Genomic DNA, 25,645 nt, shown 5'->3' on the forward strand with positions numbered 1-25,645 from the left:
GAGTAACTATTACCTATATACATTGTTGTCCGTTAAAATTTCCCGCCACGCCGCCTTTTTGTGTTCTCCCTCCATGGCAAGCTTCAGATACTCGATGATTGACTCGAGGGGAACTCCGGCTTTTTTGAACTTCATCGCCAAATCAATCCAGTGCAATATCATTTCATCATAATCCCGGATGCCTGACTCGGTACGCGGCACCGGTGGAATTAAACGATTCCCACCCTGCGCAAATGGGGTGCTGCGCTGACAAATTTATCAGCACAGCACCCCATCGTACTGTCATCGACAAATACAAAGGATTATTTTAATTGATTGTATTCATCATCGGCAACAGGTTCCAACCATTCTGCCGGACCTGCCTGGCTGTTGGTTTCAACGGAAAGGTGTACGAACCAGCTGTCTTTCGCAGCCCCGTGCCAATGTTTCACGTTTGCCGGAATCTTTACAACATCACCTGCCCTGAGCTCACGCGCCGGTGTTCCGTCTTCCTGATACCAACCTCTGCCACCTGTGACTAAGAGAATCTGACCGCCCGGATGTTTATGCCAGTTATTGCGGCAGCCCGGCTCGAATGTTACGTTGCCAATGGGACAGTTGAATTCCTTGTCGCCCTGTACCAGCATCTGAAGATAGGCCTGACCGATAAAACTTTTATTAAATGGCTCCGGCATTTTATCGCCTTTCGGAAAAATTACGCTATTGCTTAAATCACTCATTTGAACCTCTCCCTCATTATAATTTGTAGATCTTTTCCGTTTTCACTCGAATCAGCTTATTTTACGCCAGTCTTTTTCAGCCAGGATTCTACCAGTGAATCCCTCGCCGTGTCATCGTATACCGAAAGCACTGACAGCACCGCCGAATCAGGGCAGGACTTTTTGACTATGGCTTCGATATGACCGGAGCCGCCTCCGCCGTGGGTGCAAAACGGAACAACGTTTTTTTCTGACAAATCATAGCTTTCCAGGAAAGTGGCAACCGGCGGTGCAATCGTACTCCACCAGTTCGGCGTGCCGATGAAGACCGTATCATAAGCTGAGATGTCTTTGACCTTAGTTTTAAGCTCAGGCTTGAAGCCTGCCTGGATTTCTTTTTTCGCCTGTTCCACGACTGTGTTGTAGTCGTCAGGATAGAACTTTTCCGGCACTAGTTCACAGAGCGTCCCGCCAGTCTCCTCAGCAATCAGCTTCGCCAATTTACGTGTGTTCCCAGAATGGGAATAATACACAATCAAACTATTTTTACTCATATAAAAAAACTCCCTTCATTGCTTTACAGCTTCAATCCTGACAGTGAAATCGCCGTCATCTTTGCCAGTTTTTCGAGTCCGGTCATAAGATGCCCTATTGGGACCAGTCCTTGGGAATAGTGAAAATCGTGGTACAATATCGTTAGCGAAACTGACTGCGAAGTTCCCTTGCCGTAAAATCACCATAGACCCTTTTCCTTGCAAATGAAAGCTAAGATACGAACAAACTTTGGATTTGTTGTACGCTCACAGGTTACCACTTTGAGCTAACTCAAAGTCAAGCTTTTTTTCGGTCTAAAAAAATTTTAACCATTAAAAAAATGCCATGCAGCTGCCCCTTTTCGAAAATCGATCAATTGCGGCAGTGGCATACAGAACAATCCCGTCACTGTTTTGAATGAATCTATCCAGCAAAAGGGCGTGCCGCAAAACGTTTTTTGAAAAAACGCAAAGCGATACGCCCTTTTCTTATGATCAATACGATTAAAGTAGCAAATGCGACTGCAAAAGCCAACGTCTCATATGTAGTCTAACTGTTTTCGGAAAAGAACAGCGCAAATACAGAAAAGCTCTATAGCGGGAAGAATATAGCTATAGAGCTTTTCGATTAGTAGCAGCTGCTCATAAAGACTATTTTTTATTCTCTATCTGATAATAACATTCCACCAACACCGACATTGTCATAGTCATTCTCTTTTATCAAAACTGTGAAAATTTCTACGGGAAGTTAGATAACATCACTGGCAGTTTTAGTAAGTTCCCGGACCAGTTGCCGCTTTTTCTCCTTACTCATTTGTGGACCTTCTATTGTGATAACAGGCATATGCTCAGCTCCTCTGTTTTGTTATACCAGGCTCATCAGCTATTTACCGGGAATACGTTCAGCGATTTGCTTCCATTCGTGCTTATCAAGAAAACTGCCTGGTACATTGTCTTCCATCTCTTTAAACATGACGTACGGCACACTGAAGGACAGCAGATCGGCGTCGATACGAGGACGTACCGAAATATCTGTCATCCCAATAACGCCCCGCGGTCGTTCCCCGGTTGCCTCACTCCATGGAAACAGACAGGTAGTCTGGCAGCCTGCCGCAAAGGGTGCAATAACACTGTCATGGCCGGGACGGCCATAATTGGCCAACACAATGAGCGCAGTCAATTGGTCCGGATTGGCGTAAAAAACAACCACTTTCGGTTCTTCTTGGGTAGTATCCACTTCTGCCAGCGGTTTAAATACAATGTATTGTTCGGATATATCGATGCTAGGAACTGACTCCATCCAGGCTTTTGCTAGTTCAGGTGTTTTTTTGAAACCCTCCGGCTCACGTGTTTTATATCCCTCAGGTAATTTATCTTCTCCTGTAGACAGAAAATATTCCATGCCTTCTGAATACTCATTTACTAATCCTAAGCCGATGCCGCCGCCCTCACAGCCAAATGTAGAACGGCTGAAAACGGCCCGGCGCCCTTTGGCAACTGCAGTTAACATAGCTGCAACACAACCCCAGTTTCCTTCCATAAACTCCAGAGCACCCTGCGGTTTCTCATTGGTAACGAGTATAGCGATCGGAGAATACCTGAGTTTTAACCTTTGTGCAATTTCACTTTGCATAATGAATTTCCTCCTTTTCTGATTGGCTGTTTCCCTTAACTCAACGGTTTATTTAGATGCACACTCCCCCCTACCATGTAAATATGCCCATAGATTGACCCAGGTCAATTAAAAAATATAAAGGGACATGGAATTCTTGCGTAATTCGATTATAGAATATTGACCATTTGAGTACACTGTCCCCAAGTGGAAAAGCCTCTCTTTTCGGAAACTCTTCAATAACACCGCCAGCAATGACCCAAGTCAATTCAATTGTAAAAAATTAATGGCTTTGCTGTCAAGCAAAACTCTTTTCTTGACAAAACAATTTCTGTTTTTATAAAATCATATTGACTAGGGTCAATTGCGGAGCGTGATACCGGTACTCACTATTGCGGGAATCAGAAAAATCCCGAAGTCAAGCGCACATGCGGCCTTGCAATTACATTGGAGGATAAAATAATGAATGCATATGTGTTATTAGCAATCGCTATCGTTTGCGAAATATTCGCAACCTCGATGCTGAAAGCTTCTGTAGGCTTTACAAAACTTGCCCCCAGCCTTGCATTTATCATAGTGATGAGTGCTTCCTTTTATGCAGTCTCACAAGCATTGAATCAAATCCCTCTAGGCATAGCCTATGCCATTTGGTCAGGACTAGGAACAGCACTGACAGCGTTAATCGCAGTATTCATCTGGAAGGAAACAATGAATGCCTATACTGTTACCGGTATAATCCTCGTCATTATTGGCGTTGTATTACTAAACTTAAAAGGCGCAGGACATTAAGCATGCCGTCACAGAATAACAACCGACAGGCGAAAAAAAGACAACTAATTTAGACGAGTTAACGGCCTTGAGGGAATGGATAAAAAAACCATCGTAACAACCTTAAGCAAGGATGGCATTTTTGCCAGTTCGGCAAGCGCTTGTAGTGCAGGCGCCATAAAGCCCTCGCGTATAATGCTGGCAACAGGAGCGTCCGAATAAACTACCCTAAGAACCGTCTGCCAAATACATGAAAAACTCCCTCTCTGCTCATTATTTTTTTCTTGACAATGCAAACACTATTTTTATAAAATTATATTGACCCAGGTCATTCATGATATTATTATTACTATTTTCGTATCGATTTATAACAGGATCGTAACTACTGGTTAGGAGGTACTTTTTATTACAAGAATCATAAAAGAAGCGGACGTCCGGCGGACCGAGCTGATGGATGCAGCGCTGGAGCTGTTTCGCTCCGGCGGCTATCAGAAAACAATGATCATTGATATTACCAAACAAGTCGGCGCCGCTAAAGGCACCTTCTATCACTATTATCCTTCCAAAGAAGCCATTGTGCAGGCAATTTGCAACCGCTGGGCCACTGAAATGGTCGCTTCTTTCAAGTTGGAAAGCCGCGATCTTGATGCCCTGCCCAAGCTGCAATTGTTTATTGAGCGCCTGTTTCTGCCTCATCAAATGAATATTCTTTTTAAAAGGCTATGGGATGAAGAACAACTCAACTTATATTATAAAACCTGGAGAAATTTGGTGGAGACTGTATTTAACCCGCTGCTTGCCGGCATACTTGAACAGGGAAACCGGGAAGAAAGCATGCATGTGTCCTGTCAGCAACAAGCGATTGCTTTTTTCTGGAGTACCTTAACTTGCGTGTGGGAAGCCATTTTTTTTCAAGAACCTGCTGATATGATTGCCAGCAAAGCCAAAATGGCCACCTCTCTATTAGAACGCATCCTTGGAATCAAGGAAGGTACATTCGAAATATCATTGACCAGCTATTGGATTGCGTAGGAATTACGCATCTTTTTTCGCCCATAATTGACCCAGGTCAATTAATGAAAAGGAGCAAAGGCTTTTATATTTGCTTCATGACGGATAAGCTGGACACAATACATGCGTTTGCGCAGGCCAAAGGACTAAATCCATCCGAAATCCGGATGCCAAAAGCCGCTATTTTTATGTATGTAGAATAGATAGGAATGTATTGCTTGGCCCCGCATTTTTCGGGGCTTTTTCTTTCGCAATCGTGCATGCATCGGCATAAAATACGCAGTCAGGCAGGCATTCTGTCCCCAGAATGTCCCCAGTATGGAAGGGTTGGTGTAAAGAAGGGATGAATGGGAAAAGTCGCCCATCCCTAAGGGCAGGCGACTTATGGCACAACCAATATCTAAGCGGGCCGCACTTTAGATTTAGTTGTGGATTTGGCTACGATCAAACTATGTTAGCAGGTTGAACTACGTTCATTATTGCAGCAGAAAAATAGTAAAAGTATTATAATGATGATTATAAAACAGCTACTACCACTACCTCCGAAATTACCAAATCCCATAAAGAATACCTCCTTCATTACATAGTAGGGACATTACATACTATGCTATACAGGATGGGTTTGCTCCGGGAACATTATAATAAAAAAGCCGCACCCCGGAGGATGCGGCCACAACCCCGCGAAAGGAGTGAACCTCATGAAAATAGGGCGATATTTTCTTCCCAAAACAAAAAAGACCGGCAGCCGAAGCTACCGGTCGATTATTTATTTGTTACACGTACTTTGATTGTACTCGCCTTGGAAAAATCTGTTTATACTGTTATCATCATTTTCTTCTTGATATACTGCTTGATGATGTTTTTCCTTGCATTCAGGCGTTACACCTTTAGCACACTCCTGCATGCAAACGGAATCTCCACAACACTCTTCTACTACTGGCGGTTCTTCGACTCTGGGAGATGCTGACGCTACAGCTGCAAATAAGCCAACCTGCATCAGTCCTAACATGGAATACACCATAAGTTTTTTCAAGGTACCTTTCATCTGAAAACCTCCTTTAAATATGTATATCGGATGCACAATTTACATAATACAGTCTTTTCTTTAAAATTTTTTTAAAATCACGTAGGTAAATTGCACCAATCAATAAAAAAAACCGCCCGGCAGGTGATCATGGCCCATTTAAAGGTTTCACATTCCGCAGCCACGATAAATTAAACTATCTCTTACTCTTTATCCGTACATGAAACTGTTACAATACCACTCGTAGAAATGCGAAACGGACCTCCGATCTCTGTCACGAACAATTAAGCCACTTAGTATCCAGAGGCTTTTCCCACTGTCTGGAGCATACCATAAGTAAAGTGATAAGGGGGCCTTACCATGCCTGCACTACCGTCAAAAATCTTTGATTTCTCGTTTTTTACCGTTTGTTTGAGCGCCATATTATTTTATTTCTCCACCGGCTTTTACGATTACTGGCTACTGACCTGGCTAGCGCCGCTGCCGGTATGCCTTTTCGCCCTACATTCCCGGACCGTAGAAACAGCTCTGGCCGCATTCACCGCTTTCATCCTCGGTGCCATGAACCAGTTCGGCTATCTACCACTGCTGTTGTTTGCCGGCACAACCCTGCTGAATGCAACTGCTTTTGCTTTGTCCGTTTTATTGTTTCGCACAACAGCCCGGTCCACTAGTCAACCTTTCGCGCCGTTCGCCTTTGCCGCCGCCTGGACAGCGTACGAGTTTGTCCGTTCCCACTTTTCCTCTTTCGGCACCTTTGAAAGCCTGGCCTATACGCAAGCGCTCAATCTGCCGGTCATTCAGCTAGCTTCTCTGACCGGCATCTGGGGCATCACTTTTTTCCTCATGCTAATTCCCGCCGGTTTGGCCGCCGTTTGGCACGCTTACCGCACCGGAAACCGCTGGCGTCTGACAGGCCTGCTCGTCGGCGGCCTATTAGCAGCCGTGTTCCTTTTTGGTGTCTGCCGTCTCTACCTGCCGGCGGACAATCCGGTTATTACCATCGGCCTGTCCTCTGTGCCGGCCACCCGCGAAGAAATGCGCAGCCAGGACATAGCGACCATAACTGCTTCCCTGCGCCGCTACAGCCGCAGCGTCGACACGCTGGCCGCCGCCGGAGCGCAGTTTGTGCTGCTGCCGGAAAAAATTGCGTTTTTAAATCCGGCCGTCCGCGAAACAGGCTTATCCATACTAAGTCAGGCGGCAGGCAAAAACCGGGTTACCCTGATTGCCGGCCTGAGCCTGCAGGAGGAACGGCTCCGCAATGTCGCTCTCGCCTTTGCCCCGGATGGCTCTTTGCTCAGGTCATATGATAAGCAGCATTTGCTTTCCCCCTATGAAAACAGCTACGTTCCCGGCAAGGACCTTGCACTGCTAGAAACCGGCGCAGCCACCAGCGCCGGAATTGCCATCTGCAAGGATATGGACTTTGTCCTGCCAGCCAGGGAATACAGCTGGCAGGGAACCGGTCTCCTGCTGGTACCGGCGCTGGATTTTCACGCTGACGGCTGGCTGCACGCCCGTGTCGCCGTCCTGCGCGGCGTGGAGGGAAATGCCGCTGTAGTCCGCGCCGCACAGTGGGGCTTACTCACGGTCAGCGACAGCCGCGGGCGTTTGCTGGGAACAGAGCCAGCCAGCGGTCAAGATGAAGCCAACCTTCTCGCTAAAGTGCCGCTAAGCAGTGGCTATTCCCTATACAGCCGCCTAGGGGACTGGCTCGGCTGGCTATGCCTGCTTGGAACGGCCCTGGCCCTCTTTCGGCCTAGGATGAAATAATAAGGAATGTATACGTGAGAAAAGCTGAAAGCTGGATGCCTCACAGGTGCGCCGCTTTCATCAAAACCATGAAACATCTCACGTACGACTTCATATTTTTCCATTAATACAGAAACAGCCTTCCCCACCACTTGCTGTATAGTCTGCTAACGCCCGTTTTAAAGAATCGGCAATTCCAAGGTAGTCTACAACCAAACCGCCGGGCTTATCACGAAAAACACGATTTACTCGAGCAATTGCTTGCATAAGATTATGTCCACTCATCGGCTTGTCAATATACATGGTGTGTAAGCTAGGGCAATCAAAGCCAGTTAACCACATATCTCGAACAAAGACCAACTTAAAATCATCTGTCGCATCCTTAAATCGTGTAGCTAATGCTTCTCTCCCCATCTTATTTCGTATATGCGCCTGCCATTTAGGATGATCAAAGGCAGAGCCGGACATTATGATTTTCATGAAACCTTGCCCATCATCATCGTGATGCCAATGCAGTCGGATTTTCCTTACCGCTTCGTATAAGTCAACACAAATTCGTCGACTCATACACACGACCATTGCCTTACCATCCATGGCACCCAAACGCTTTTCAAAATGTTCTACAAGGTCGGCAACAACCTGGCATATACGTTCCTCGGTTCCAACCATAGCTTCCAGCGCAGCCCACTTTGTTTTTAGATTTTGCTTTCCTGCCTCTTCTTTGAGTGCAATGCGCACCAAACGGCTTTCATAATATATTGGAACAGTAGATCCGTCTTCAACTGCCCGCAATATCATACTTGTCAATATAGTCTCCAAATACAGCTGGCGTGCTACGATCATTGTTTTCGATTGGAGTACCAGTAAACCCGATGAAAGAAGCATTTGGAAGTGCATCATGGAGATGCCGGGCGAATCCATCAATAAATTCATATTGGCTTCGATGAGCTTCATCGGCAATAACGACAATATTATCTCTTTCGCTAAGCAGTGGATGTGTATCGCCTTTTTGATCTGGCATAAACTTTTGAATAGTGATAAAAACGACACCACCGGAAGCAACCTTCAGAAGTGTTCTCAATTGCTCTCTATTCTCAGCCTCGTAAGCCGTCTTATTAGTCACTCAGTAATGTGGTGCCAGCTTCCCCTTCCGTTTGTTCGCTTGGAAAGGCCATGGATCATTCTGTCTCATCTCGACTTAACCCAGAAATACACTCCCATTCCTACAATTGTGAACATCCCTCCAATGATTTGAGATGAAGAGACTGTTTCTCCCAAGAATATATATGCAAGAATTATCGCAAGAACAGGTTCTCCGATAACACCGACAGAAACAGTAGTCGCTCCGATAAACTTTAGCAACAGATTAAATATAAAATGTCCAAAAATAGTTGGGAGCAAAGCTAGTAAAAAGAAATATGTCCAATCAGATGCGCGATAATCTGTTAGAGAGAAACTGTTAATCAAACTGTAAACTAGCATGACACTCCCACCAAGAAAAAAAACAATAACACTATATAAATTAGCCGATATTTTATGACTCACTTTTTGTCCGGCAAGCATATATGCTGAAAGCGAGATTGTCCCCAATAAGGACAGCCCATCTCCTATTAGCGCCCCTCTCGAAACTCCAATGTCTCCCCAAGCTATAACGATTGAGCCGAAAACTGCCGCAATCATACAAAGTATCATTAGTATATTAACCCGTTCTCTAAAAAGAAAGTAAGAGCCAATCATTACAAACAAAGGTTGTAATGTTAAGATGACCATGGAACTGGCGACAGAGGTATACGATAAAGATTCCATCCAAAATAAAAAGTGTAATCCGAGAAAAACACCAGATAAGAAAACAATGATCCATTCTTTCTTAGTCATTTGCAAAGACCAGAGGTTCTTCCAAGACACAAAAGGGCTCAACATCAAAACCGTCATATAGAGCCTGTACATCCCCGCAACAGAGGGCGGCGTATTCGAGGATTTTATCAGGATGGAAGATATGGCGACGGCTAAAATGCTGATGAAAAGCAAGATATACGGATGAACCGGCAAGTCCGGTTTATTTAATTTCATGGATTTAAAAACCTCCTAGTTAATTCTTGATCTAGTTTCAAAGTTTATATCTTTGAAACCACTGACAAGATATAATAATATCATCAAAATCAAGAAATTTGTGCAATAATATCGTTAAATTATATCGATATATTTTCATTTGAAGGGGAAAAAATCACAATGGAAAATACATTGCATGAGACAAATCATTATCCCGATGTTTCATTTCCATACGCTATGTACACTATTACTACCCGGAATTGCACCCCTAAAGGCAATATCATTCACAACGGATGCGTCCCACGCCTTTCAAACCATATTTGAACTTGAAAAAGCCCCAGAAGAATTTTTCTATGCATTATTTTTAAATATAAAGAACAGAATCATCGGTGCTGCGAAAATATAGCATGGCATACTCAATGCCTCGTTTGGTTCATCCCCGTGAACTTTTTAAAAAAGCATTATTTCACAATGCAGCGGCTGTAATTATCGGCCACAATCATCCAAGCAGCAATCCACTGCCAATGAAGACATACTAATATTAAAAAAGTTTGAAATGCTGGAGAAATGCTAGAAATCCAGGTTCTTGACCAAATTATTATCGGAGAGAATGGAGATTTTTATAGTTTTTCAACTACGCAGACTCCCAAAATAACTTAACAATAGTAATTGATCTGGATTCTGATGAAGTAAGCAAATCCGTAAAGTATGTTGACAGCAACTGCAATTCCTTTAATCCATATCCATCGGCTTTCAACACTTGCAACACAATTTAAATCGCCGCTACACCTGGACATTTCTTGTGTCAAGTGTAACGGCAATTTATTAACTATTGGTAGCAAAGACTCTGGCTTCGTCAGATAAGGCTTCAAGCTCCGTGACCCTCCCTATATCCATTCCCAGAGAAGTTGCCACTCTTGTGCCGTAATCCGGGTCCGCTTTGTAAAACAATGCAGTCTGGCAATACTGTATGCGTTGGAGCGCACCGCTGAGGTGGCCGGTAATATTGGAGATCAAGTGGTCAAAAGCTCAATGACCAAGGGAAAAGACGAAAGAAAAAAGAATGGATTAGCCTTAAAGCACTTTAATCTTTAACCTGATCATACAATTTATTCAAAAGAAACTTTAGCTGCTTAATCTCGGCTTCAGTTAATGTTTCCATCACCCATTGGTTTAATTCAGTAATAATCGGAAGGATCTCTTGCCTCAGCTCGCCCCCTTGTTTTGACAGAAAAATTAAGGAGAAGCGTTTATCGTCCTGACTTTCTTCCCGCCGGATAAGCCCTCTTTGCTCCAGTTTGTCAATAAGTCTGGTCGTATATGGCTTATCTCTTAAGGATGTATACGATAAATCGGTCAGTGAAATTCCTTCTTTTTCAGAAAGCCTGGCAAATAAAGCCCATTGCTCAGGAGTAACACCATACGGTTTTAATTTTTGGAGAAATCGTTTTTGCAATTTAGACTGGGTTCTACTAATAAAGAAACCAATGGTATCAAGCACATCATTTACCATCATTAACCCCTTGATTAATTGTCATTGACAATAATTTTGCTAGTTTTATACTATAACTCATTACGGAAATAGTCAATCATTTTTTCGTTGCCCATCGTCTTTTTAATTATTGCTTATGTTACAAGTTTGAACTTACGAACATAAAAACAAATTATAGGAAGGAACAATTGAAGCACTTAACACGGTATTCACTTTCTTCAGAACACCGGCTATTGTAGCATATTTATAAATGAAACAACTCAAAAAGCCAATTTCCCCTGACACTAATTGTTTAAACTACTTTCATGAGAAATTTTATCATTTATGGAATAATAGGCTGGTGCCTTGAAATCATCTGGACAGGGTTAAGAGCTATGCTGTCCGGAGATCCTCGTTTAACAGCCAAAACATGTAAGAAAGCTCCGATGTAATCTACTTTTTGCGTAACCAGGTTTTTAGTTTTTGTAGTTCCGAACTGACTATAATAGATAATTATAAAAGACAGAACACATAAAGGGATAACCATATAAAAGGCGGCTGATCAGCCTAAGACTGTAGTGACTAAACCGCCTATAAGCGGTCCCAAAACATTAGAAAACATTTGAACTGCAGCAAAAACACTCATTGCTTTGGCCCGCTCTTTCATAAGGGAAATAATTGACTAATTAGTGCCATTGTGACCGGCGCCAGCATTCCCCAGCAATGCCCTGCGTCAAACGGGCACCAACTAAAAAGGCAAATGAGGTCGCCAGTCCGCACAAGAGGGAGGCAAGAAGAAATACAGACAGGCCAATTAGAAAAAACAGCTTATCGCCATATAGATCGGCAAGCCGGGAAAACAAAGGAATGGTAATAGTGGACATCAACAAGTAGCCGCTGAACACCCAGCTATACAAGTGAGAGTTACCCAATTCGGCAGAAATACTGGGCAAGATAGTTGCCACAAGTGTCTGCATGATCATATGCGCAGTTACGCCCAGGAGGATGCCTGCAAAAACAAACCAGCGTCTATTCTCCCCACCAACACTAACAAGGTTATGCTCTTTCTCCATAAGCATCACACGTCTATCAATTTAGGCTCTAAAATTTCTACAACCCCTTGCACCCCGTCCACCCGTATCTTTTGCCCATCTTTAATAAGCGTTGTCGCATCATCGACTCCAGCCACTGCCGGAATGCCATATTCGCGGGCTACAACCGCCCCATGGGTCATTAACCCTCCTACTTCGGTGATTATGGCGATTGCCGATTGAAATAGGGGAGTCCAGCCGGGATCGGTATGCGGTGCAACAAGAATTTCGCCTTCATTTAAAACCGCATTCTCCGGTTTGAGGATAACACGGGCTATACCTTCGGCAACTCCTGCCGACACCGGGCTGCCGATAAGCGTCCCCTCAGGAATAGGGCCTTTGCGCGCAGGAACCACCACAATTTCTCCCTCGCTTGTCATGACACGCGGCGGTTTCAGGCTTTGGTGCCATCGATATTCTTCCTTGCGCCTAGCGATTAATTCAGACACATTCTCCCGCAAATCGCCTTCCAATAACTGGGCTAATTCTTCCAGACTCAAGAAATAGACGTCTTCCGCCTGCGCCAATACCCCTTTTTGCACAAGCCCGGTTGCTTCCGCCATAATTGCTTTTTTGCATTCGCCCATAACCATAATAAGTAAATATTTGTGTTGTTCCCGCAGCCCTCCCATATTGCGAAACACAGCAATCAGGCGAGTAATCAGTTTGGTTTTGAAATAATTACCGCTTACTGCATTCAAAATATGCCGGGAGGCTGTTTCCGCTTCTCTTTCACCCTCGACAAAGCGCTGCCGGTGTTCCCCCGGCTTTAGGCTTCGTATATGGCTGAAAAGCGCCGCTACCAATTGGGTAGGCGCTTCATGCCAGCGGGGATTGGTCAGGTCAATTTCACCGGGGCAGCGCATCCCGTATTTGCCGATAAAAGTTTCAAAAGCTTGCCTGAATTGTTTCCCACCGGGAACTGGGTAAAACCCGGCATAAAAGGTTTGGTCCCCGGCTGTTTTCAGATACTCCTGGACTGCCGGAAATTCCCGCAGCCTATCCGCCAGGTCACCAAGTTCCAATCCCATTTCACTAGTAACATTGCCGGGCAGCGACTTATTTAGCCTGTTAAACTCCACTGTGTCTTTAAACCTGCGGCCAATGATCTTTTTCAATAGGACACCGGCGATAATCCCTGGGGCCACATAGGGTATGATCCTGTCTAAAATCTCCGGCAGCAGGCTGTCCATTTGACGCTGAACAGCTTTTATCCGTTCGGCCCCCTGCACCCGGGCAAGAGCCTGCCTGGTCTGTTCAAATCTTTCCTGCGTGAAGTTTTTAACCTGAAATTTTCCAATTTTTGAATCGCCGGAACGGAGATTAGTCCACGCTTTTCCCATAACGGGCCTCATAACCTTGCGAACAGCAGAGAGAGGCTTGCTATTTATTGATTGATACTTTTTAAGAAACTCCGGACGTTTAACAATTGCCTTCACGGCGCGGCTCATAGCTTCATCGGCATTTGTCAGCAGTTTCGGGAAAATCATCCTCATCATTTTATTATGAAACAAATCGGTAATATCGATAAAGATTCTTCCTCCCGCCTCCTTGAAGAAATTAGCGGGGAATAAGGTTCGCAGCATCGATAAACCTAACGGCTTCATCGCATCGGTCGCCATCTGCACATGACCGAACGACAGCAGTACCCTCAGCGGATGCTGCGGAATGTCCGACAAAGGGTACAGTGTGGTAATAGGGCGGCTCTGTACGATGGAGAACTCGCCGTTGGCCATACAAAATTCGATATCCTGCGGGTTACCATAGTGCTGCTCGATTTTTTTCCCTAAAGCGGCCAAGGCGATAATTTGTTGATCAGTCAGGACCTGTTTCTCTTGTTGTTCCGGTGGTAATTCTTTGGTGATTGTTCCGCCTTCAGTCAAGGAATAAATGGCTACTTTCTTTTGGGATATCTTTTTGCTAATCACTGTGTCGTTTTTTACTTTATACAGGTCAGCGGATACCAAACCGGATACCAGGGCTTCTCCCAGGCCAAAGCTGGCGTCAATGGAAACGACAGTACGATTTCCGCTTACCGGTTCGGCTGTGAACAAGATTCCGGAAATTTCCGGAATGACCATTTGCTGAATGACAATCGACAGATATACTTCCTGATGATCGAAGCCATTTTTGGCCCGGTATGCGATGGCGCGGTCGGTAAATAACGATGCCCAGCATTTGCGGACATGCAGTAAAAGGTCTTCCCGGCCTTTAATGTTTAGATAGGTGTCCTGCTGACCGGCAAAAGAGGCACTGGGCAGATCTTCGGCCGTCGCGCTGGAGCGGATAGCATACGAATGGCCTGCTCCCCGTTTCATCCAGGCCTGAATAATGGCATCATGAATCTCAGCGGGCATCGGCAATTGCTGCAAGTGGGCACGGATGCGCTCACTTAATTCCCTCAGCCGGTCCAATTTAGTCGGATCGATGGTGGCAAGTGCAACAAAAAAGTTACCCATTTCCGGACTTGTGGCGATAAAGTCTTTATACGCATCGGTCGTAACACAAAACCCACCGGGTACAGGGAATCCGGCCTGCGTCATCTCGCCTAGATTTGCCCCCTTGCCGCCGACAAGAGGCAGGCTTACATGATTGATTTGCTCAAAAAAGAGTACGTATTGGTTCATATATCGATTTGACCTCACATTCAATGATCATCTGGAAGATAACATTTTCGCCTCGTGACTAACAAATATTTTTACCATTATTAACATTTCCTGCGTCAGCCTGCAAGTCAGAAATCCGGTTTCTAGGTTTATGCCTAATGTGAACAACAAATAGTCTCGGGTATTTTACCCCCTCAGGTACTTATTATCCATTTAACTGTCTGCTGTGTGGATTTATCCCTACAAGCAGTTCAAGTTACCGGCTAACTCTGGTCCGCTTTTGCGAATGGTCGGCGGATGCCTTGGTTATATTGCATGACAAACACTTCAAAGGCTCTGCTCCCGTATCCGGATCAAAAAACCGATCACCCGCAAGCAGGTTGACGCACGACTCTTTCCAGCGGTATTCAGGAGCTTTCGCCTCAGGATACCACCAGGCGTGGTCCGCATAAACAACATCCTCAGCAATCCCGTCAAAAATCTGCGCCTTGAGCTTTGCCCTGCCATAAGGGGATTCCAAAATAACCCATTCTTCATTTAAAATGTTGTAGGCAGCGGCAGTCTTGGGATGAATTTGAACCCGGGGCGCAGTATGCATCCGCCGCAGTGCTTCGACCTGATGCATCTCCGAATGAAAGAATTCCAATACCTTGGAACCTGCAACAAGGATGAGAGGATACCCGTCCGGCAAGGCTTGCGGTGATAACGGCGGTTCGACATAGACAGGCAGCGGCGGTCTCCCCCTGCTTTCCATTACGTTGGAGTACAGTTCAACCTTGCCGGACGGTGTATGGAAGCCCCCGTCTTTTTCAAATTTGCGGTAGACCATCGCACCGACCAGGATGTCCTTTTCCTTGAATTCGTCGAAACTCATTCCCAGGTCCTCCAACAACCAGTTCAAATACTCATAGCGGCTGGGCCAGGGAAAAGCTTCGTTCAGCCCCAGGCGATGGGCAATATCGAAAATGACGTCGCGGTCATCACGGCTTTCGCCGACCTGTGTGAACTTTTTGCGGGACAGCACGCACCAAATCTTATGCATATACACTACATCATCCTGTTCCAGCCAGTGTGCCGCCGGGAGCACAAGATCCGCCAACTGGGCAGTCGGCGTCATGAACAGGTCGGAAACAACGGTATATTCCAGATGGTTCCGCAAGGCCTCTTCGATAGTTAGTCCCTGAGTGGCGGTAACAAGCGGATTGGAGCCAATGATCCACATCCCTCTTACCCGATAGGGGACACCGCTAATCACTGATTTCCAGAATGTCGGCGGATGACAATTGGGGGCGAAGGGGAACTTGTTCTGACTGATCACCCTCTCTACTTGCCCGGCTGGCAGAAATTGTCCGCCGGCTACGTTCTGTTCGGTTAAGGGAGACTTCGACTTTATCCCTGCCGGTGACACCCAAAACACATTTCCTCCCGGTTGATCGATATTTCCAGTAATACTCATAAGAATAAGCATTGCCCGTCCGGTCTGAAACCCGTTAATGGTTGTGTCCACCCCATTGCCCCATTGCAAGCATGCCGGCTTAGTTTTGGCGTAAATCCTCGCCGCTGTACGTATTGTCTCCGCGGGGATTCGGGTGATGGGTGCGGCCCACTCTGGCGTAAAGATTCGGACATGCTCAGCCAGTCTTTCAAAGCCAAAACAATATTTCGATACGAACTCATGGTCATATAAATCCTCTTGGATGATGATATGAATCATCGCAAGAGCCAACGCACAATCGGTGCCCGGCCTGATTTGAAGCCAATAATCCGCCTTCGCCGCCGCACTGGTGCGCCGGGGATCGATTACGATAACCTGATCAGCGCTCTTCAAAGCTTTTTTCAACATACTGCCGCACATGCCGTCTGATGCCCCCGTCGCGGTATTATTGCAGCCCCAGATCAATATACAGGCAGGCATTTTTCCGCCAAAGCCGTATATATCCGACACCGGTAAATTTCCTAGAGTGATGGAGCTACCTATGATTCTCGGCAGATAACACATATGGCCGGGATTAATGAAATTAGGCGTGCCATATGCGTTAGCAAAACGCATCGTGAACTCGGTATACGGCCGGCCGGTTCCCTGCGCTACGGCTAAATACTCAGAACCTGAATCCCGTCGGATTTCATCGAAACGCGAAGTCATTTCGTCAAGAGCTTCCTCCCAGGTGACGCGCTGCCATCGGTTTTCACCCCGTTTTCCTGCCCGGCGAAGGGGATATTTGAGGCGATCAGGATGATACAGCAGTTCGGCTGCTGTTGCTCCTTTGGGACAAATAAAGCCCTTGCTTGTCAAACTTTCAGGATCGCCAGTTATACGGACGATTTTATCATCATTCATATGAACCAAAACCTGACAGACGCCGTGGCAACCACGGCAAGAAGACCTTACAATACGAACACCGGTTGACATTTTCACTTACCTCCCCCAATCGAATAGTAGTGAGAAGATCTACAATTCTCGCCTTATGATGTCTCCGTTTGACGTTATTTTTTTACCTTGTGAATAGGGTTCATTCACGCTGCTGTCAGCAAGGTTGACCGAGCCTGGTCCTGGCAGCGCTCCCGGGCCAGCAAAGCGGCGCCATAAGCGCCCATGATGCCGGCAATATCGGGCCGGACGACTTCCCGGCCGATTATCGTTTCCATGGCTCGCAGAATGGCGTCGTTATAGAAGGTTCCCCCTTGTACGACGATCTTTTCGCCCAATTGCTCCGTATTTTTCAGGCGGATCACCTTAAACAGGGCGTTTTGAACCACCGCTATCGCCAGCCCGGCCGAGATTTCACCTATGCTCGCCCCTTCCTTTTGGGCCTGCTTGACTTTCGAATTCATGAACACGGTGCAGCGGGTTCCGAGTTCCACCGGATGCGGAGCTTCCAGGGCCTGCAGCGAAAAATCGCGGACAGTCATACCCAGTGACTGCGCAAACGTCTCAATAAAGGAGCCGCAGCCCGCCGAGCAGGCTTCGTTAAGCATAATGGAGTCAATCACACCATCCCGGACAAAAAAGCTTTTCATATCCTGACCACCAATATCCAGGACAAAGGTTACGCCCGGCAGGAAATAATTAGCCGCCTTAAGATGAGCTACGGTTTCCACTTCCCCGGCATCAACCTGCAGAGCAGCCTGGATTAACCGTTCGCCATAACCCGTAACAACCGAACCGGCGATTTGGACTCCCGTCGGCAGGACTTTATATAACTCTTGCAAAGCCTCAATCACTGTTTCCAAGGGGTTGCCACGGTTGCTGCCATAATAGAAATACAACAGTTTGTCACCCGCATCGATCAGCGCCAGCTTGGTTGTGGTGGACCCGGCATCAATTCCCAAATAGGCCTTACCCGTATAACTGGACAGCTCCTGCTTCGGTACGGCATGTTGCGCATGGCGGGCTTGAAACCGCTTCACGTCTTCTTGGTCCGCAAACAACGGCAGCGTTCTCTCTCCGTCAGCAGCAGTACCGCGTAATACACAAATTCCGGGAATGTGCTCATATAAACATTCAGACAAGATCGGTTTCTCCCTGGATGACAACGCCGCCCCGATAGCAACAAAATACGGCGAGCTTTCCGGACTGATGACCTCATCTGCCTGTAAGCCCAGCGTCTCAATAAAGCGTCGCCGCAGTTCGGACAGAAAATATAAAGGCCCGCCCAGCAAAGCGACTTTGCCCCGTATTGGCCGTCCCTGCGCCAAACTGCCAATAGTTTGATTGACGACGGCCTGCAAAACGGATGCCGCAATATCTTCCTTACAAACTCCTTCGTTCATCAATGCCTGGACATCGGTTTTAGCAAATACGCCGCACCGGGAAGCAATCGGGTAGATGGTTTGATACTGTTTCGCTAAATCGTTCAACCCGGCTGCACCCGTACTCAGCAAAACAGCCATATGATCAATAAAAGCTCCCGTACCGCCGGCGCAAACACCGTTCATGCGTTGCTCCACAGTATCGCCAAAATAGGTGATCTTGGCATCTTCACCGCCAAGTTCAATAACAGTATCGGTATAGGGTATGATTTCTCTGACTGCCTGCGTGCAGGCGACGACTTCCTGAACAAAAGAAACATCCATGCACTTAGAGAGGCCGATACCGGCCGAGCCGGTAAACATCACGGATAACAACTTTTTCGGCATTGCCGCATGCGCCGTGTCAATCATGGTCTTAAGAGTTGAGGTAATATTGGAAAAGTGCCTGAGATATTGCTGAAAAACAATACTGTTGCGCTCATCAAGAATCACTATTTTTATGGTGGTTGAACCTACATCTACCCCTACCCGAAATGCGCTGTCCATTTTCTTTCCCCTCCCTTCATGAGACTAGCCCTTCTGACTTTCCTTCCACCGGATAAGCCCTTTTGCTCCTCCCATCATCAAGCTCTATTTAATTGTCATTGACAATTACTTTTTCTTTCATTATATGATTCATAACCTGATATAGTCAATCATTTTTTTACATTCTTCTCTACCATTTACCAAATTGGACTCCCATCCACACTGACTCCTTTCTATTGCTCCTGGCATACCAACACTATGATGAGCTTCTGCAAATAAAAAAACCCGCTAACGCGGGCCTTGGGCTTTATCTCACATCCGAAACCTTATACTCATATCCATGAATACCTTTATAATACTCTGGATACATGGCCCCACCACATTTCTCGCAATTAAACCGCGGCGGTACTGTTGGGTCTCCATCATCCATGGCATCAAAGTCTCTGACTACCTTATAGGGAATTGCTTCACAAACAAGCAGTCTAAACCCTTTTCGATGGTCGCCACAATACCGAAATTTCTCAATAATAAAAAAAGGCTTTACGAAAGTATCGTAAAACCTTTGAAATATCTATGGCGACCCCGGCAGGATTCGAACCTGCGACCTTTTGATTCGTAGTCAAACGCTCTATCCAGCTGAGCTACGGAGTCATATGCTACTTGATTATTATATTATGCAAATTGAAAAATGTCAACACTGGTAATCATATTTTTTGTATTTAGTAGGACTATATACCATGGCTGCTGCAATAGCCGCACCAATACCTGAGCCGTTTTTACTAAGGCGAATAGCAACCTGATTGTTGTTCCCTATGCCCAACACCTCCTTTATCGCCTGTGCCAAATACCCGGCATATCCTGGCATCTTTTCGTATAGTGACCCGTCAACCGCAATCGTATGCCGCCGTTTAAGCTCCGGATCAATCTTAAACACTACGCCAGCCCAGGTAGCAGCCACCAAACGAGCAGACCGGATCGTAACAAATCTGGCAATGGTTTGCAAAGCTACAAGCTCACTTGTCTTTAGCTCACTCAATCCTAAGCGGTCAGCAGCAACTTTAGCTACAGCATTCAAGCCTGATGTATGATCAGCAAGCATTGTGGAAAGATCTTCTGTAGATAGAAAATATGGTATATTCAATGGTTCTGCTGTCTCTCCGTTCATGTAACCATTAGCGACCAGACTGCTGACAATAATTCGAACAATTTCACCTAAATAATGGCCTGAAGCCATCTTCTCCAGGCGTTGCCCCCCTGGTTTTTCACTATTCTGATCCAGGTATATATCGTATTTAGTTTGTACTATTTGGTCAAAATTACCTGATTCCATATTGACGATCATCGGCTGCTTGGTCAGCGGATGATCAGGTTCAAGATAACAGCTGTTATGTCCGGTACCGCAAATAGTACCAATATCAGTAGTATTATCTTTATATGCCGCAGTTAGCAAAGTACCGGTAGTATCATTAATTATCGCCAGTGACTGAACATATCCAAGCCCATTGCGTTCTAATGCCGCTTGCAATAGCTGTCCGACATTTTCTCCTTCAACCCCCGCTGTCTTGATCTCCTTTGTCCAACTAATTAGTTCAGCTTCATTAACAGCATACTGGCGACAAGGAAAAGAAAAGGTATGTCCCAGTGGGTAGGTTTTGTCGGCTGTTGGCACGATTTCAGCAATTTTCCCAGCTATGAAGTCAAATAATTGCATCCCAGATACTGACGCAGTCGTAAAGTCATAATTGGCCTGCTTATTTTTGAGGGGAAATGATCGCCTGGCAATAATCTGAGCCTGACCTTGTCCTGTCAGTTCAATCAGCAATACCCTTACGTTTGTGCCGCCAAAGTCAACAGCAACTACAGTACCTTGCTCCTGCCCAGTGGGAACATTAACAAATGCCGGCAACATTTTTAGAGAACTTGGCTTACCGAGCAAACCAGCAGTCATTGCCGCTTGAAACCTGCTAGCGATATCTTGTAATAAATTAGCTGATACAGCCAACTGTTCTTCTAAGTCTGCTAAAACTCTGCTTAAATCAGCCAAACCATTCAACTCCCGGATGAGTACTTGCAACCTAATAATTAATGATTGCGCAGCTGATGGTAATATTTACTTATTTCGTGATCTAATAGCTGGCTGGCTTCCAAAACTTGAGGATGTGACAATCCATAGGACACAGCCAGTGAATGCATTCTTTCGCGCAAATTTTCTATGATATCGTTAATGGTAATTTTTTCGATATTATCTAACAACAAATGTGCCCTCCACTAAACAATTTCCTTATATTAGCAACAATTAACATTATAAATCACATTGCCTAATTTTGGAAGAGGGAATATTGTTCTTTATCATGATTTTTTTTACATTTTTTTTGCTAGGCTAAAAAAAAATGTCGCCCCTTGCCCTACTTCTCCCTGAGCCCATATTTCTCCGCCATGACGGTTAATTATACGTTGCACTGTAGCTAATCCTATCCCGTTTCCAGGAAATTCATGAACTGTATGAAGGCGCTGGAAAGCCCCAAATAATTTATCTGCATATACCATATTAAAACCTGCACCATTGTCACGCACATAAAAAATCGTTCGGTTAGATTCTTTCTCTACCGTTTTGCCAACCTCCACTCTTGCATCGGTACGGTTAACAGTAAATTTAAATGCATTACCCAGCAAATTTTCAAACAATATGCGGAGCATCCCATTGTCACCATAAGCCTTTAGACCAGGCTCAATAATAACACATACCTCCCGTTCAGGCTGCGCTTGGCGGAGTACTTCCGCTACATCCCTGACGATAGTACTCAACTCTACTTCCTGTCTAACAATCTCGCCACGAGTGAGCCGCGACAAATTGAGTAACCCATCAATCAACTCTGCCATACGCTGACTGGCAAGCCGGACTCGTTGCAAGTAACCCTGACCTTCTTCATCTAAAAGATGCCCATAATCTTCTAATACAGCCAAACTAAAGCCATCAATACAACGCAGAGGTGCCCGCAAATCATGGGATACTGAATAACAAAATGCCTCCAACTCTTTATTGGCAGCAGCCAGCTCAGCTGTCCGTTCAGCCACTCGCTGTTCCAGTTCGATGTTTAACTGCTCCAATTCATCCATACGGCGCTGTAACTCTGGATAATAATTTTTGCGAATAGACTTGTCTCCGAGACCAATCAACTTATCCATCAATTCATCAACATCAGCATCATAAGGCATGGCGAAAAATCTCCTCTAATTCCTTCAGCGTGGGTACACGTGGATTAGTGGCTAAACAAGGATCCACACTGGCATTTATCGCCAAACGCGAAATATCGGTCTCGGTAATACCAATATCACCTAGAGTCTTAGTAATCCCTAATTGTTCCCGGAAAGAATCAATAGTTGATAAGATAAGCATTTCTCGCTGAGAAGCAGGTAAATCTTTCAACGACAGCCCCATTGCTTCCCCGATTTTCTCATAGGCATCCCGACATGCTGAGAAGTTGTAGGCCATAACATGCTTTAACAAAATGGCATTACACTCACCATGCGGTAAATCAAACATGCCCCCCAGACTATGCGCCAAAGCATGAACAGCGCCTAGTATAGCATTGGAAAAAGCCATACCTGCTGACAAGCTTCCTAACATAGTATAGCTACGGTACTCGAGGTTTTCTGGATAACTGACTGATAAGGGCAAATATTTACTAAGCAACTCCACTGCTTTTAGTGCATGGAGGTCGGTTAGAGGAGAACAGGCTTGGGAAACAAACGCTTCAATAGCATGACACAGAGCATCCATTCCCGTACATGCTGTGAGATAAGCAGGCATGGTAATCAGAGTGCCAGGGTCAATCAGTGCAACATCAGGTACTAACGTCTTGCTAACAATGGCCATCTTCGTTTTTCGCATACTATCGGCAATAATGGTGAACTGAGAAACATCGGCCGAACTGCCAGCCGTAGTCGGGATACAAATGAGCGGAGGTATAGCTCTGGTCACTCGATCTACGCCTTCAAAGTCAGCTATCTGACAATTATTAGCGGCCACTATCCCAATACCTTTAGCACAGTCAATCGGACTGCCGCCACCAACTGCCACTAACACGTTACAACCATTGGCAAGATAGACACTGGCTCCGGCCATTACCTCATAATCGCGGGGATTACTATGTACATCTTGGAAAACTACATAAGGCAGGGAATGATTATCGAGACTTTTCACCACAGGCTCCAGCCACCCAGATTTAATAATACCAGGGTCGGTAACAATTAGTACTTTTTTGGCGCCAAAGTTTTCCGCATATTGACCAGCAAGGTCAATCGCTCCAACTCCAAAAATGAACTCGGGTACAACAAACTTTCGCAGTTCAAAAACCGATAAGGCCATACCCATCCCTCCCAAATACTTGATATTTCCAATGTAACAGAATTGTTATTTTTTGCTGATATGAGAAAAAATTCACCTGACAAACGTCAGGTGAATTTCGCATTATTTTCCCAAACCAGAAAAATCCAATGTAGCAAAGTAATCCTCAATGGTTTCCGCCCGCCGGATAAGTTCGACACTGCCATCCGGCTTCAGCATTAATTCCGCCGACCGTAACTTACCATTATAGTTAAATCCCATTGCATGACCATGAGCTCCCGCATCATGAATAACCAATATATCACCAATATCAACCATGGGTAATTTACGGTTAATAGCAAACTTATCATTATTTTCGCATAGAGAGCCAGCGACATCATACATATAGCCTAACGGCCACTCCTCCTTACCCAATACCGTAATGTGGTGATAAGCACCGTATAAGGCCGGACGCATCAGGTTAGCCATACAGGCATCCAAGCCTATATAATTTTTGTAGATCTCTTTCTTATGCAACACTGTCGATACCAGATAACCATAAGGCCCGGTAATCATCCGGCCACACTCCATAGCAATCTTTAGCGGTGCCAGACCATTGGCCGTAATCTTGGCCTCATATGCCTGCTTAATACCCTGGCTGACCACATCGAGATCAACGGGCTCCTGTTCAGGCCGGTAGGGGATACCAATGCCACCGCCAAAATTAACAAACTCGATTTTAATATCAAGTGTCCGGTAAATCTCACTAATAAGGTCAAACATCATATTGGCAGTTTCAATGAAGTAATTAGGGTCAAGTTCATTAGAAATAACCATAGTATGAATACCAAACCGCTTTACTCCTCTTGACTGCATAATCCGGTAGGCATCCAAAAGCTGTTTACGCGTTAAACCATATTTAGAATCTTCCGGATTACCGATAATTGAGTTGCCTCCATCCCTGAGCGGACCTGGATTATATCGGAAGCAAATCATCTCCGGAATTCCAGCATGCTTATCTAAATAGTCAATATGACTAATATCATCAAGATTAATGATCGCCCCTAATTCACGCGCCTTTTTGAATTCAATTGCCGGAGTATCATTCGATGTCAAGATAATCTCTTCACCGGACATACCTGCTTTTTCTGCTAAAATAAGTTCTGGCAGCGAGCTGCAGTCAGCCCCAAGACCTTCTTCCCTCAGCACTTTCAAAAGATGTGGATTGGGAGTAGCCTTTACAGCAAAATACTCTTTAAATTCTGGTGCCCAGGCAAAGGCTTTCGTTAGTTTACGGACATTTTGTCTAATGGCTGCCTCATCATAAATATGAAACGGTGTTGGATACTGTTTGATCACTTCTGTTACTTGCTCTTTTGTAAATGGTAATTTTTTTTCAGCCAATTGTTTCGCCTACCTTTGCTAATAACTATTTTTACTATATACAATGTGTTACATCTTTTTGCATAACAGGTGGTGTGTTGGCAATACACTACCTGCTTGCGCCTGCAAACTGCTATAAGGCCCAATATATAAAGCAGTTTGCGCTGGCTCCCGCAAACTGCTTAAAGACAAGAGAGTACTCTTATCAGCTGCAAGGATAGCGCTCCACCATAAAGTGAGACTTAGCTTCAGGTGGGTTTTAAACCTATCTGAAGTTTAGTCGAACCTATCCAGGGACTTAGTTGCGCTTAACTCTCGCTTGCAGAAGTGGAGTTTTAGAGCAACCTGGTCATCGGATAAACCACAGGTGACAGTCTTACATTTATTAAATGCAAAACCAGCAGAAAGTTCTTGGCAAAACCTTCACTTCGGCGGTCAGCCCCTTTCAGTATGGTCATCGCTGCCAACTCTTCATACTTACTCTTGCTCTGCCGCGCCTCTATCGGAAAAACATATATCGATTATGTCTATAATATCAGCCTACCCTAGGCAGTGTCAATCTAAAAGTGGAACACAACTATAACCCTCGCGTTATCCGCCATGTCATTAAGAAAAAATAAAGGTAGAAATCTATCAAGTGTGATAAATTTCTACCCTAAATATTTTAGTAAATATAAATAAAATTGGGGTGACTGGAGGGTCTCGAACCCTCGAATACCGGAGCCACAATCCGGCGTGTTAACCGCTTCACCACAGCCACCATATAATTGGTTGCGGGAGCAGGACTTGAACCTGCGACCTTCGGGTTATGAGCCCGACGAGCTACCAACTGCTCCATCCCGCGATATGTTCGTGAGTTCGTGTGTTCGAGGTATGCTTGTTCGCAAGCATACTGTTGCCAAGTAAATACCTCTATCACATTCCCTCAAAACTACCACAGAAGAAAGTTACGCATTTAGGACTAATCTATTAGTTCGTTATCTTCATTCGTTGCTCATTCGAACACTCGAACTTCGATCACCGAACCTCGAATATAAGTCAA

The 25,645-nt window shown here is 45.3% G+C and carries 25 protein-coding genes, 3 tRNA genes and 1 riboswitch; of the genes, 5 read left to right on the forward strand and 23 right to left on the reverse strand.

Features of this window, described 5'->3' with window-relative positions; translation table 11 throughout:
* Positions 1-9 precede the first annotated feature (9 nt).
* The 5 genes from SALPA_RS28160 to SALPA_RS03050 all read right to left on the reverse strand — a co-directional run bounded on the left by SALPA_RS28160 (position 10) and on the right by SALPA_RS03050 (position 2,864).
* Entirely contained in the window at positions 10-201 is a 192-nt protein-coding gene (locus SALPA_RS28160; RefSeq protein ID WP_222427845.1) for a hypothetical protein, read from the reverse strand.
* Positions 202-302: 101 nt separating this feature from the next.
* A complete protein-coding gene (locus tag SALPA_RS03035; RefSeq protein ID WP_145089669.1) occupies positions 303-719 on the reverse strand; it encodes a cupin domain-containing protein in 417 nt (138 codons plus the stop codon).
* Between the two features lie 56 nt (positions 720-775).
* Positions 776-1,252 (reverse strand): flavodoxin, encoded by a 477-nt coding sequence (locus SALPA_RS03040; RefSeq protein WP_145089672.1) that lies wholly within the window; start codon positions 1,250-1,252, stop codon positions 776-778.
* Between the two features lie 727 nt (positions 1,253-1,979).
* Complete coding sequence (locus SALPA_RS29505; RefSeq protein ID WP_222427846.1) at positions 1,980-2,075, reverse strand: tautomerase family protein; 96 nt, start codon at positions 2,073-2,075, stop codon at positions 1,980-1,982.
* Between the two features lie 39 nt (positions 2,076-2,114).
* Complete coding sequence (locus SALPA_RS03050) at positions 2,115-2,864, reverse strand: DUF169 domain-containing protein (RefSeq protein WP_145089675.1); 750 nt, start codon at positions 2,862-2,864, stop codon at positions 2,115-2,117.
* Between the two features lie 441 nt (positions 2,865-3,305).
* On the opposite strand from SALPA_RS03050, the gene SALPA_RS03055 reads away from it, so the two are divergent.
* Both SALPA_RS03055 and SALPA_RS03065 read left to right on the forward strand, forming a co-directional pair.
* Positions 3,306-3,632 (forward strand): multidrug efflux SMR transporter, encoded by a 327-nt coding sequence (locus SALPA_RS03055; RefSeq protein ID WP_145089678.1) that lies wholly within the window; start codon positions 3,306-3,308, stop codon positions 3,630-3,632.
* 429 nt (positions 3,633-4,061) lie between these two features.
* Positions 4,062-4,643 carry a TetR/AcrR family transcriptional regulator gene (locus tag SALPA_RS03065; protein WP_145089681.1) on the forward strand — a complete coding sequence of 194 codons (582 nt, stop codon included), beginning with the start codon at positions 4,062-4,064 and terminating at the stop codon, positions 4,641-4,643.
* 745 nt (positions 4,644-5,388) lie between these two features.
* Here SALPA_RS03065 and SALPA_RS03075 read toward each other — a convergent pair.
* Entirely contained in the window at positions 5,389-5,667 is a 279-nt protein-coding gene (locus SALPA_RS03075; RefSeq protein ID WP_145089684.1) for a hypothetical protein, read from the reverse strand.
* 339 nt (positions 5,668-6,006) lie between these two features.
* On the opposite strand from SALPA_RS03075, the gene SALPA_RS03080 reads away from it, so the two are divergent.
* Positions 6,007-7,422: a nitrilase-related carbon-nitrogen hydrolase gene (locus tag SALPA_RS03080; protein ID WP_145089687.1), complete on the forward strand. Its 1,416-nt coding sequence runs from the start codon at positions 6,007-6,009 to the stop codon at positions 7,420-7,422.
* A gap of 90 nt (positions 7,423-7,512) precedes the next feature.
* Here SALPA_RS03080 and SALPA_RS29510 read toward each other — a convergent pair whose 3' ends face one another.
* From SALPA_RS29510 to SALPA_RS03090, 3 genes are all read right to left on the reverse strand, one after another.
* On the reverse strand, positions 7,513-8,208 hold the full coding sequence (locus tag SALPA_RS29510; RefSeq protein ID WP_222427847.1) for a hypothetical protein: 696 nt from the start codon (positions 8,206-8,208) through the stop codon (positions 7,513-7,515).
* Entirely contained in the window at positions 8,180-8,524 is a 345-nt protein-coding gene (locus tag SALPA_RS29515) for a DEAD/DEAH box helicase family protein (RefSeq protein WP_222427848.1), read from the reverse strand. The genes SALPA_RS29510 and SALPA_RS29515 overlap by 29 nt, the downstream gene beginning before the upstream one ends.
* Positions 8,525-8,589: 65 nt before the next feature.
* Positions 8,590-9,471, reverse strand: a complete 882-nt coding sequence (locus tag SALPA_RS03090; protein ID WP_145089690.1) for a DMT family transporter — start codon at positions 9,469-9,471, stop codon at positions 8,590-8,592.
* A 398-nt stretch (positions 9,472-9,869) separates the two neighbouring features.
* Here SALPA_RS03090 and SALPA_RS32495 point away from each other — a divergent pair, with 398 nt between their 5' ends.
* Both SALPA_RS32495 and SALPA_RS32500 read left to right on the forward strand, forming a co-directional pair.
* Positions 9,870-9,989, forward strand: a complete 120-nt coding sequence (locus tag SALPA_RS32495) for a JAB domain-containing protein (protein WP_186450887.1) — start codon at positions 9,870-9,872, stop codon at positions 9,987-9,989.
* Positions 9,990-10,017: 28 nt separating this feature from the next.
* Entirely contained in the window at positions 10,018-10,110 is a 93-nt protein-coding gene (locus SALPA_RS32500; protein WP_145089696.1) for a hypothetical protein, read from the forward strand.
* 165 nt (positions 10,111-10,275) lie between these two features.
* Here the strand turns inward: SALPA_RS32500 and SALPA_RS32505 are convergent, their stop codons facing one another.
* From SALPA_RS32505 to SALPA_RS03170, 14 genes are all read right to left on the reverse strand, one after another.
* Entirely contained in the window at positions 10,276-10,467 is a 192-nt protein-coding gene (locus SALPA_RS32505) for a catalase-related domain-containing protein (protein WP_145089699.1), read from the reverse strand.
* Positions 10,468-10,534: 67 nt separating this feature from the next.
* A complete protein-coding gene (locus tag SALPA_RS03110; protein WP_255450741.1) occupies positions 10,535-10,966 on the reverse strand; it encodes a MarR family winged helix-turn-helix transcriptional regulator in 432 nt (143 codons plus the stop codon).
* Between the two features lie 641 nt (positions 10,967-11,607).
* Complete coding sequence (locus tag SALPA_RS03115; protein WP_145089702.1) at positions 11,608-12,000, reverse strand: MFS transporter; 393 nt, start codon at positions 11,998-12,000, stop codon at positions 11,608-11,610.
* Positions 12,000-14,639 carry a phosphoenolpyruvate synthase gene (locus SALPA_RS03120; protein WP_145089704.1) on the reverse strand — a complete coding sequence of 880 codons (2,640 nt, stop codon included), beginning with the start codon at positions 14,637-14,639 and terminating at the stop codon, positions 12,000-12,002. Before SALPA_RS03120 ends, SALPA_RS03115 begins: the two co-directional genes overlap by 1 nt.
* A 235-nt stretch (positions 14,640-14,874) precedes the next feature.
* Positions 14,875-17,028, reverse strand: coding sequence for a molybdopterin-dependent oxidoreductase (locus SALPA_RS03125; protein WP_145089706.1), 2,154 nt, complete (start codon positions 17,026-17,028; stop codon positions 14,875-14,877).
* 104 nt (positions 17,029-17,132) lie between these two features.
* The gene (locus tag SALPA_RS03130) at positions 17,133-18,914 is read right to left on the reverse strand and encodes an acyl-CoA dehydratase activase (RefSeq protein WP_145089709.1); all 1,782 of its coding nucleotides are present in this window, start codon (positions 18,912-18,914) and stop codon (positions 17,133-17,135) included.
* Between the two features lie 553 nt (positions 18,915-19,467).
* Positions 19,468-19,544 (reverse strand) — tRNA-Arg (locus SALPA_RS03135).
* A gap of 40 nt (positions 19,545-19,584) precedes the next feature.
* The gene (locus SALPA_RS03140; protein ID WP_255450743.1) at positions 19,585-20,937 is read right to left on the reverse strand and encodes a hexokinase family protein; all 1,353 of its coding nucleotides are present in this window, start codon (positions 20,935-20,937) and stop codon (positions 19,585-19,587) included.
* Between the two features lie 38 nt (positions 20,938-20,975).
* A complete protein-coding gene (locus SALPA_RS29520; protein WP_222427850.1) occupies positions 20,976-21,146 on the reverse strand; it encodes an aspartyl-phosphate phosphatase Spo0E family protein in 171 nt (56 codons plus the stop codon).
* 108 nt (positions 21,147-21,254) lie between these two features.
* Positions 21,255-22,109, reverse strand: a complete 855-nt coding sequence (locus tag SALPA_RS03150) for an ATP-binding protein (protein ID WP_145089712.1) — start codon at positions 22,107-22,109, stop codon at positions 21,255-21,257.
* Positions 22,099-23,262 (reverse strand): alcohol dehydrogenase-like regulatory protein ErcA, encoded by a 1,164-nt coding sequence (gene ercA / locus SALPA_RS03155; protein WP_145089715.1) that lies wholly within the window; start codon positions 23,260-23,262, stop codon positions 22,099-22,101. The genes SALPA_RS03150 and ercA overlap by 11 nt, the downstream gene beginning before the upstream one ends.
* Before the next feature lie 102 nt (positions 23,263-23,364).
* Entirely contained in the window at positions 23,365-24,624 is a 1,260-nt protein-coding gene (gene lysA, locus SALPA_RS03160; RefSeq protein WP_145089718.1) for a diaminopimelate decarboxylase, read from the reverse strand.
* Positions 24,625-24,813: 189 nt separating this feature from the next.
* Positions 24,814-25,113: riboswitch (Lysine riboswitch) on the reverse strand.
* A gap of 174 nt (positions 25,114-25,287) precedes the next feature.
* A tRNA-His gene (locus SALPA_RS03165) sits at positions 25,288-25,363 on the reverse strand.
* A gap of 8 nt (positions 25,364-25,371) precedes the next feature.
* A tRNA-Met gene (locus SALPA_RS03170) sits at positions 25,372-25,447 on the reverse strand.
* Positions 25,448-25,645 lie beyond the last annotated feature (198 nt).

It is taken from the genome of Sporomusa sp. KB1, from assembly GCF_007830295.1.
Lineage (GTDB): Bacteria > Bacillota > Negativicutes > Sporomusales > Sporomusaceae > Sporomusa.

Excerpts from the sequence above, each read along its gene's own strand:
- SALPA_RS03150 (WP_145089712.1), bottom strand. The coding sequence starts at position 22,109 with ATGCCTTATGATGCTGATGTTGATGAATTGATGGATAAGTTGATTGGT.
- SALPA_RS03050 (WP_145089675.1), bottom strand. The coding sequence starts at position 2,864 with ATGCAAAGTGAAATTGCACAAAGGTTAAAACTCAGGTATTCTCCGATC.
- SALPA_RS03115 (WP_145089702.1), bottom strand. The coding sequence starts at position 12,000 with ATGCTTATGGAGAAAGAGCATAACCTTGTTAGTGTTGGTGGGGAGAAT.
- SALPA_RS32495 (WP_186450887.1), top strand. The coding sequence starts at position 9,870 with ATGCCTCGTTTGGTTCATCCCCGTGAACTTTTTAAAAAAGCATTATTT.
- ercA (WP_145089715.1), bottom strand. The coding sequence starts at position 23,262 with ATGGCCTTATCGGTTTTTGAACTGCGAAAGTTTGTTGTACCCGAGTTC.
- SALPA_RS03055 (WP_145089678.1), top strand. The coding sequence starts at position 3,306 with ATGAATGCATATGTGTTATTAGCAATCGCTATCGTTTGCGAAATATTC.
- SALPA_RS03075 (WP_145089684.1), bottom strand. The coding sequence starts at position 5,667 with ATGAAAGGTACCTTGAAAAAACTTATGGTGTATTCCATGTTAGGACTG.
- SALPA_RS03080 (WP_145089687.1), top strand. The coding sequence starts at position 6,007 with ATGCCTGCACTACCGTCAAAAATCTTTGATTTCTCGTTTTTTACCGTT.
- SALPA_RS03130 (WP_145089709.1), bottom strand. The coding sequence starts at position 18,914 with ATGGACAGCGCATTTCGGGTAGGGGTAGATGTAGGTTCAACCACCATA.
- SALPA_RS32500 (WP_145089696.1), top strand. The coding sequence starts at position 10,018 with ATGCTAGAAATCCAGGTTCTTGACCAAATTATTATCGGAGAGAATGGA.
- SALPA_RS03090 (WP_145089690.1), bottom strand. The coding sequence starts at position 9,471 with ATGAAATTAAATAAACCGGACTTGCCGGTTCATCCGTATATCTTGCTT.
- SALPA_RS03040 (WP_145089672.1), bottom strand. The coding sequence starts at position 1,252 with ATGAGTAAAAATAGTTTGATTGTGTATTATTCCCATTCTGGGAACACA.
- SALPA_RS29505 (WP_222427846.1), bottom strand. The coding sequence starts at position 2,075 with ATGCCTGTTATCACAATAGAAGGTCCACAAATGAGTAAGGAGAAAAAG.
- SALPA_RS03120 (WP_145089704.1), bottom strand. The coding sequence starts at position 14,639 with ATGAACCAATACGTACTCTTTTTTGAGCAAATCAATCATGTAAGCCTG.
- SALPA_RS03125 (WP_145089706.1), bottom strand. The coding sequence starts at position 17,028 with ATGTCAACCGGTGTTCGTATTGTAAGGTCTTCTTGCCGTGGTTGCCAC.
- SALPA_RS03065 (WP_145089681.1), top strand. The coding sequence starts at position 4,062 with ATGGATGCAGCGCTGGAGCTGTTTCGCTCCGGCGGCTATCAGAAAACA.
- SALPA_RS03035 (WP_145089669.1), bottom strand. The coding sequence starts at position 719 with ATGAGTGATTTAAGCAATAGCGTAATTTTTCCGAAAGGCGATAAAATG.
- SALPA_RS03110 (WP_255450741.1), bottom strand. The coding sequence starts at position 10,966 with ATGATGGTAAATGATGTGCTTGATACCATTGGTTTCTTTATTAGTAGA.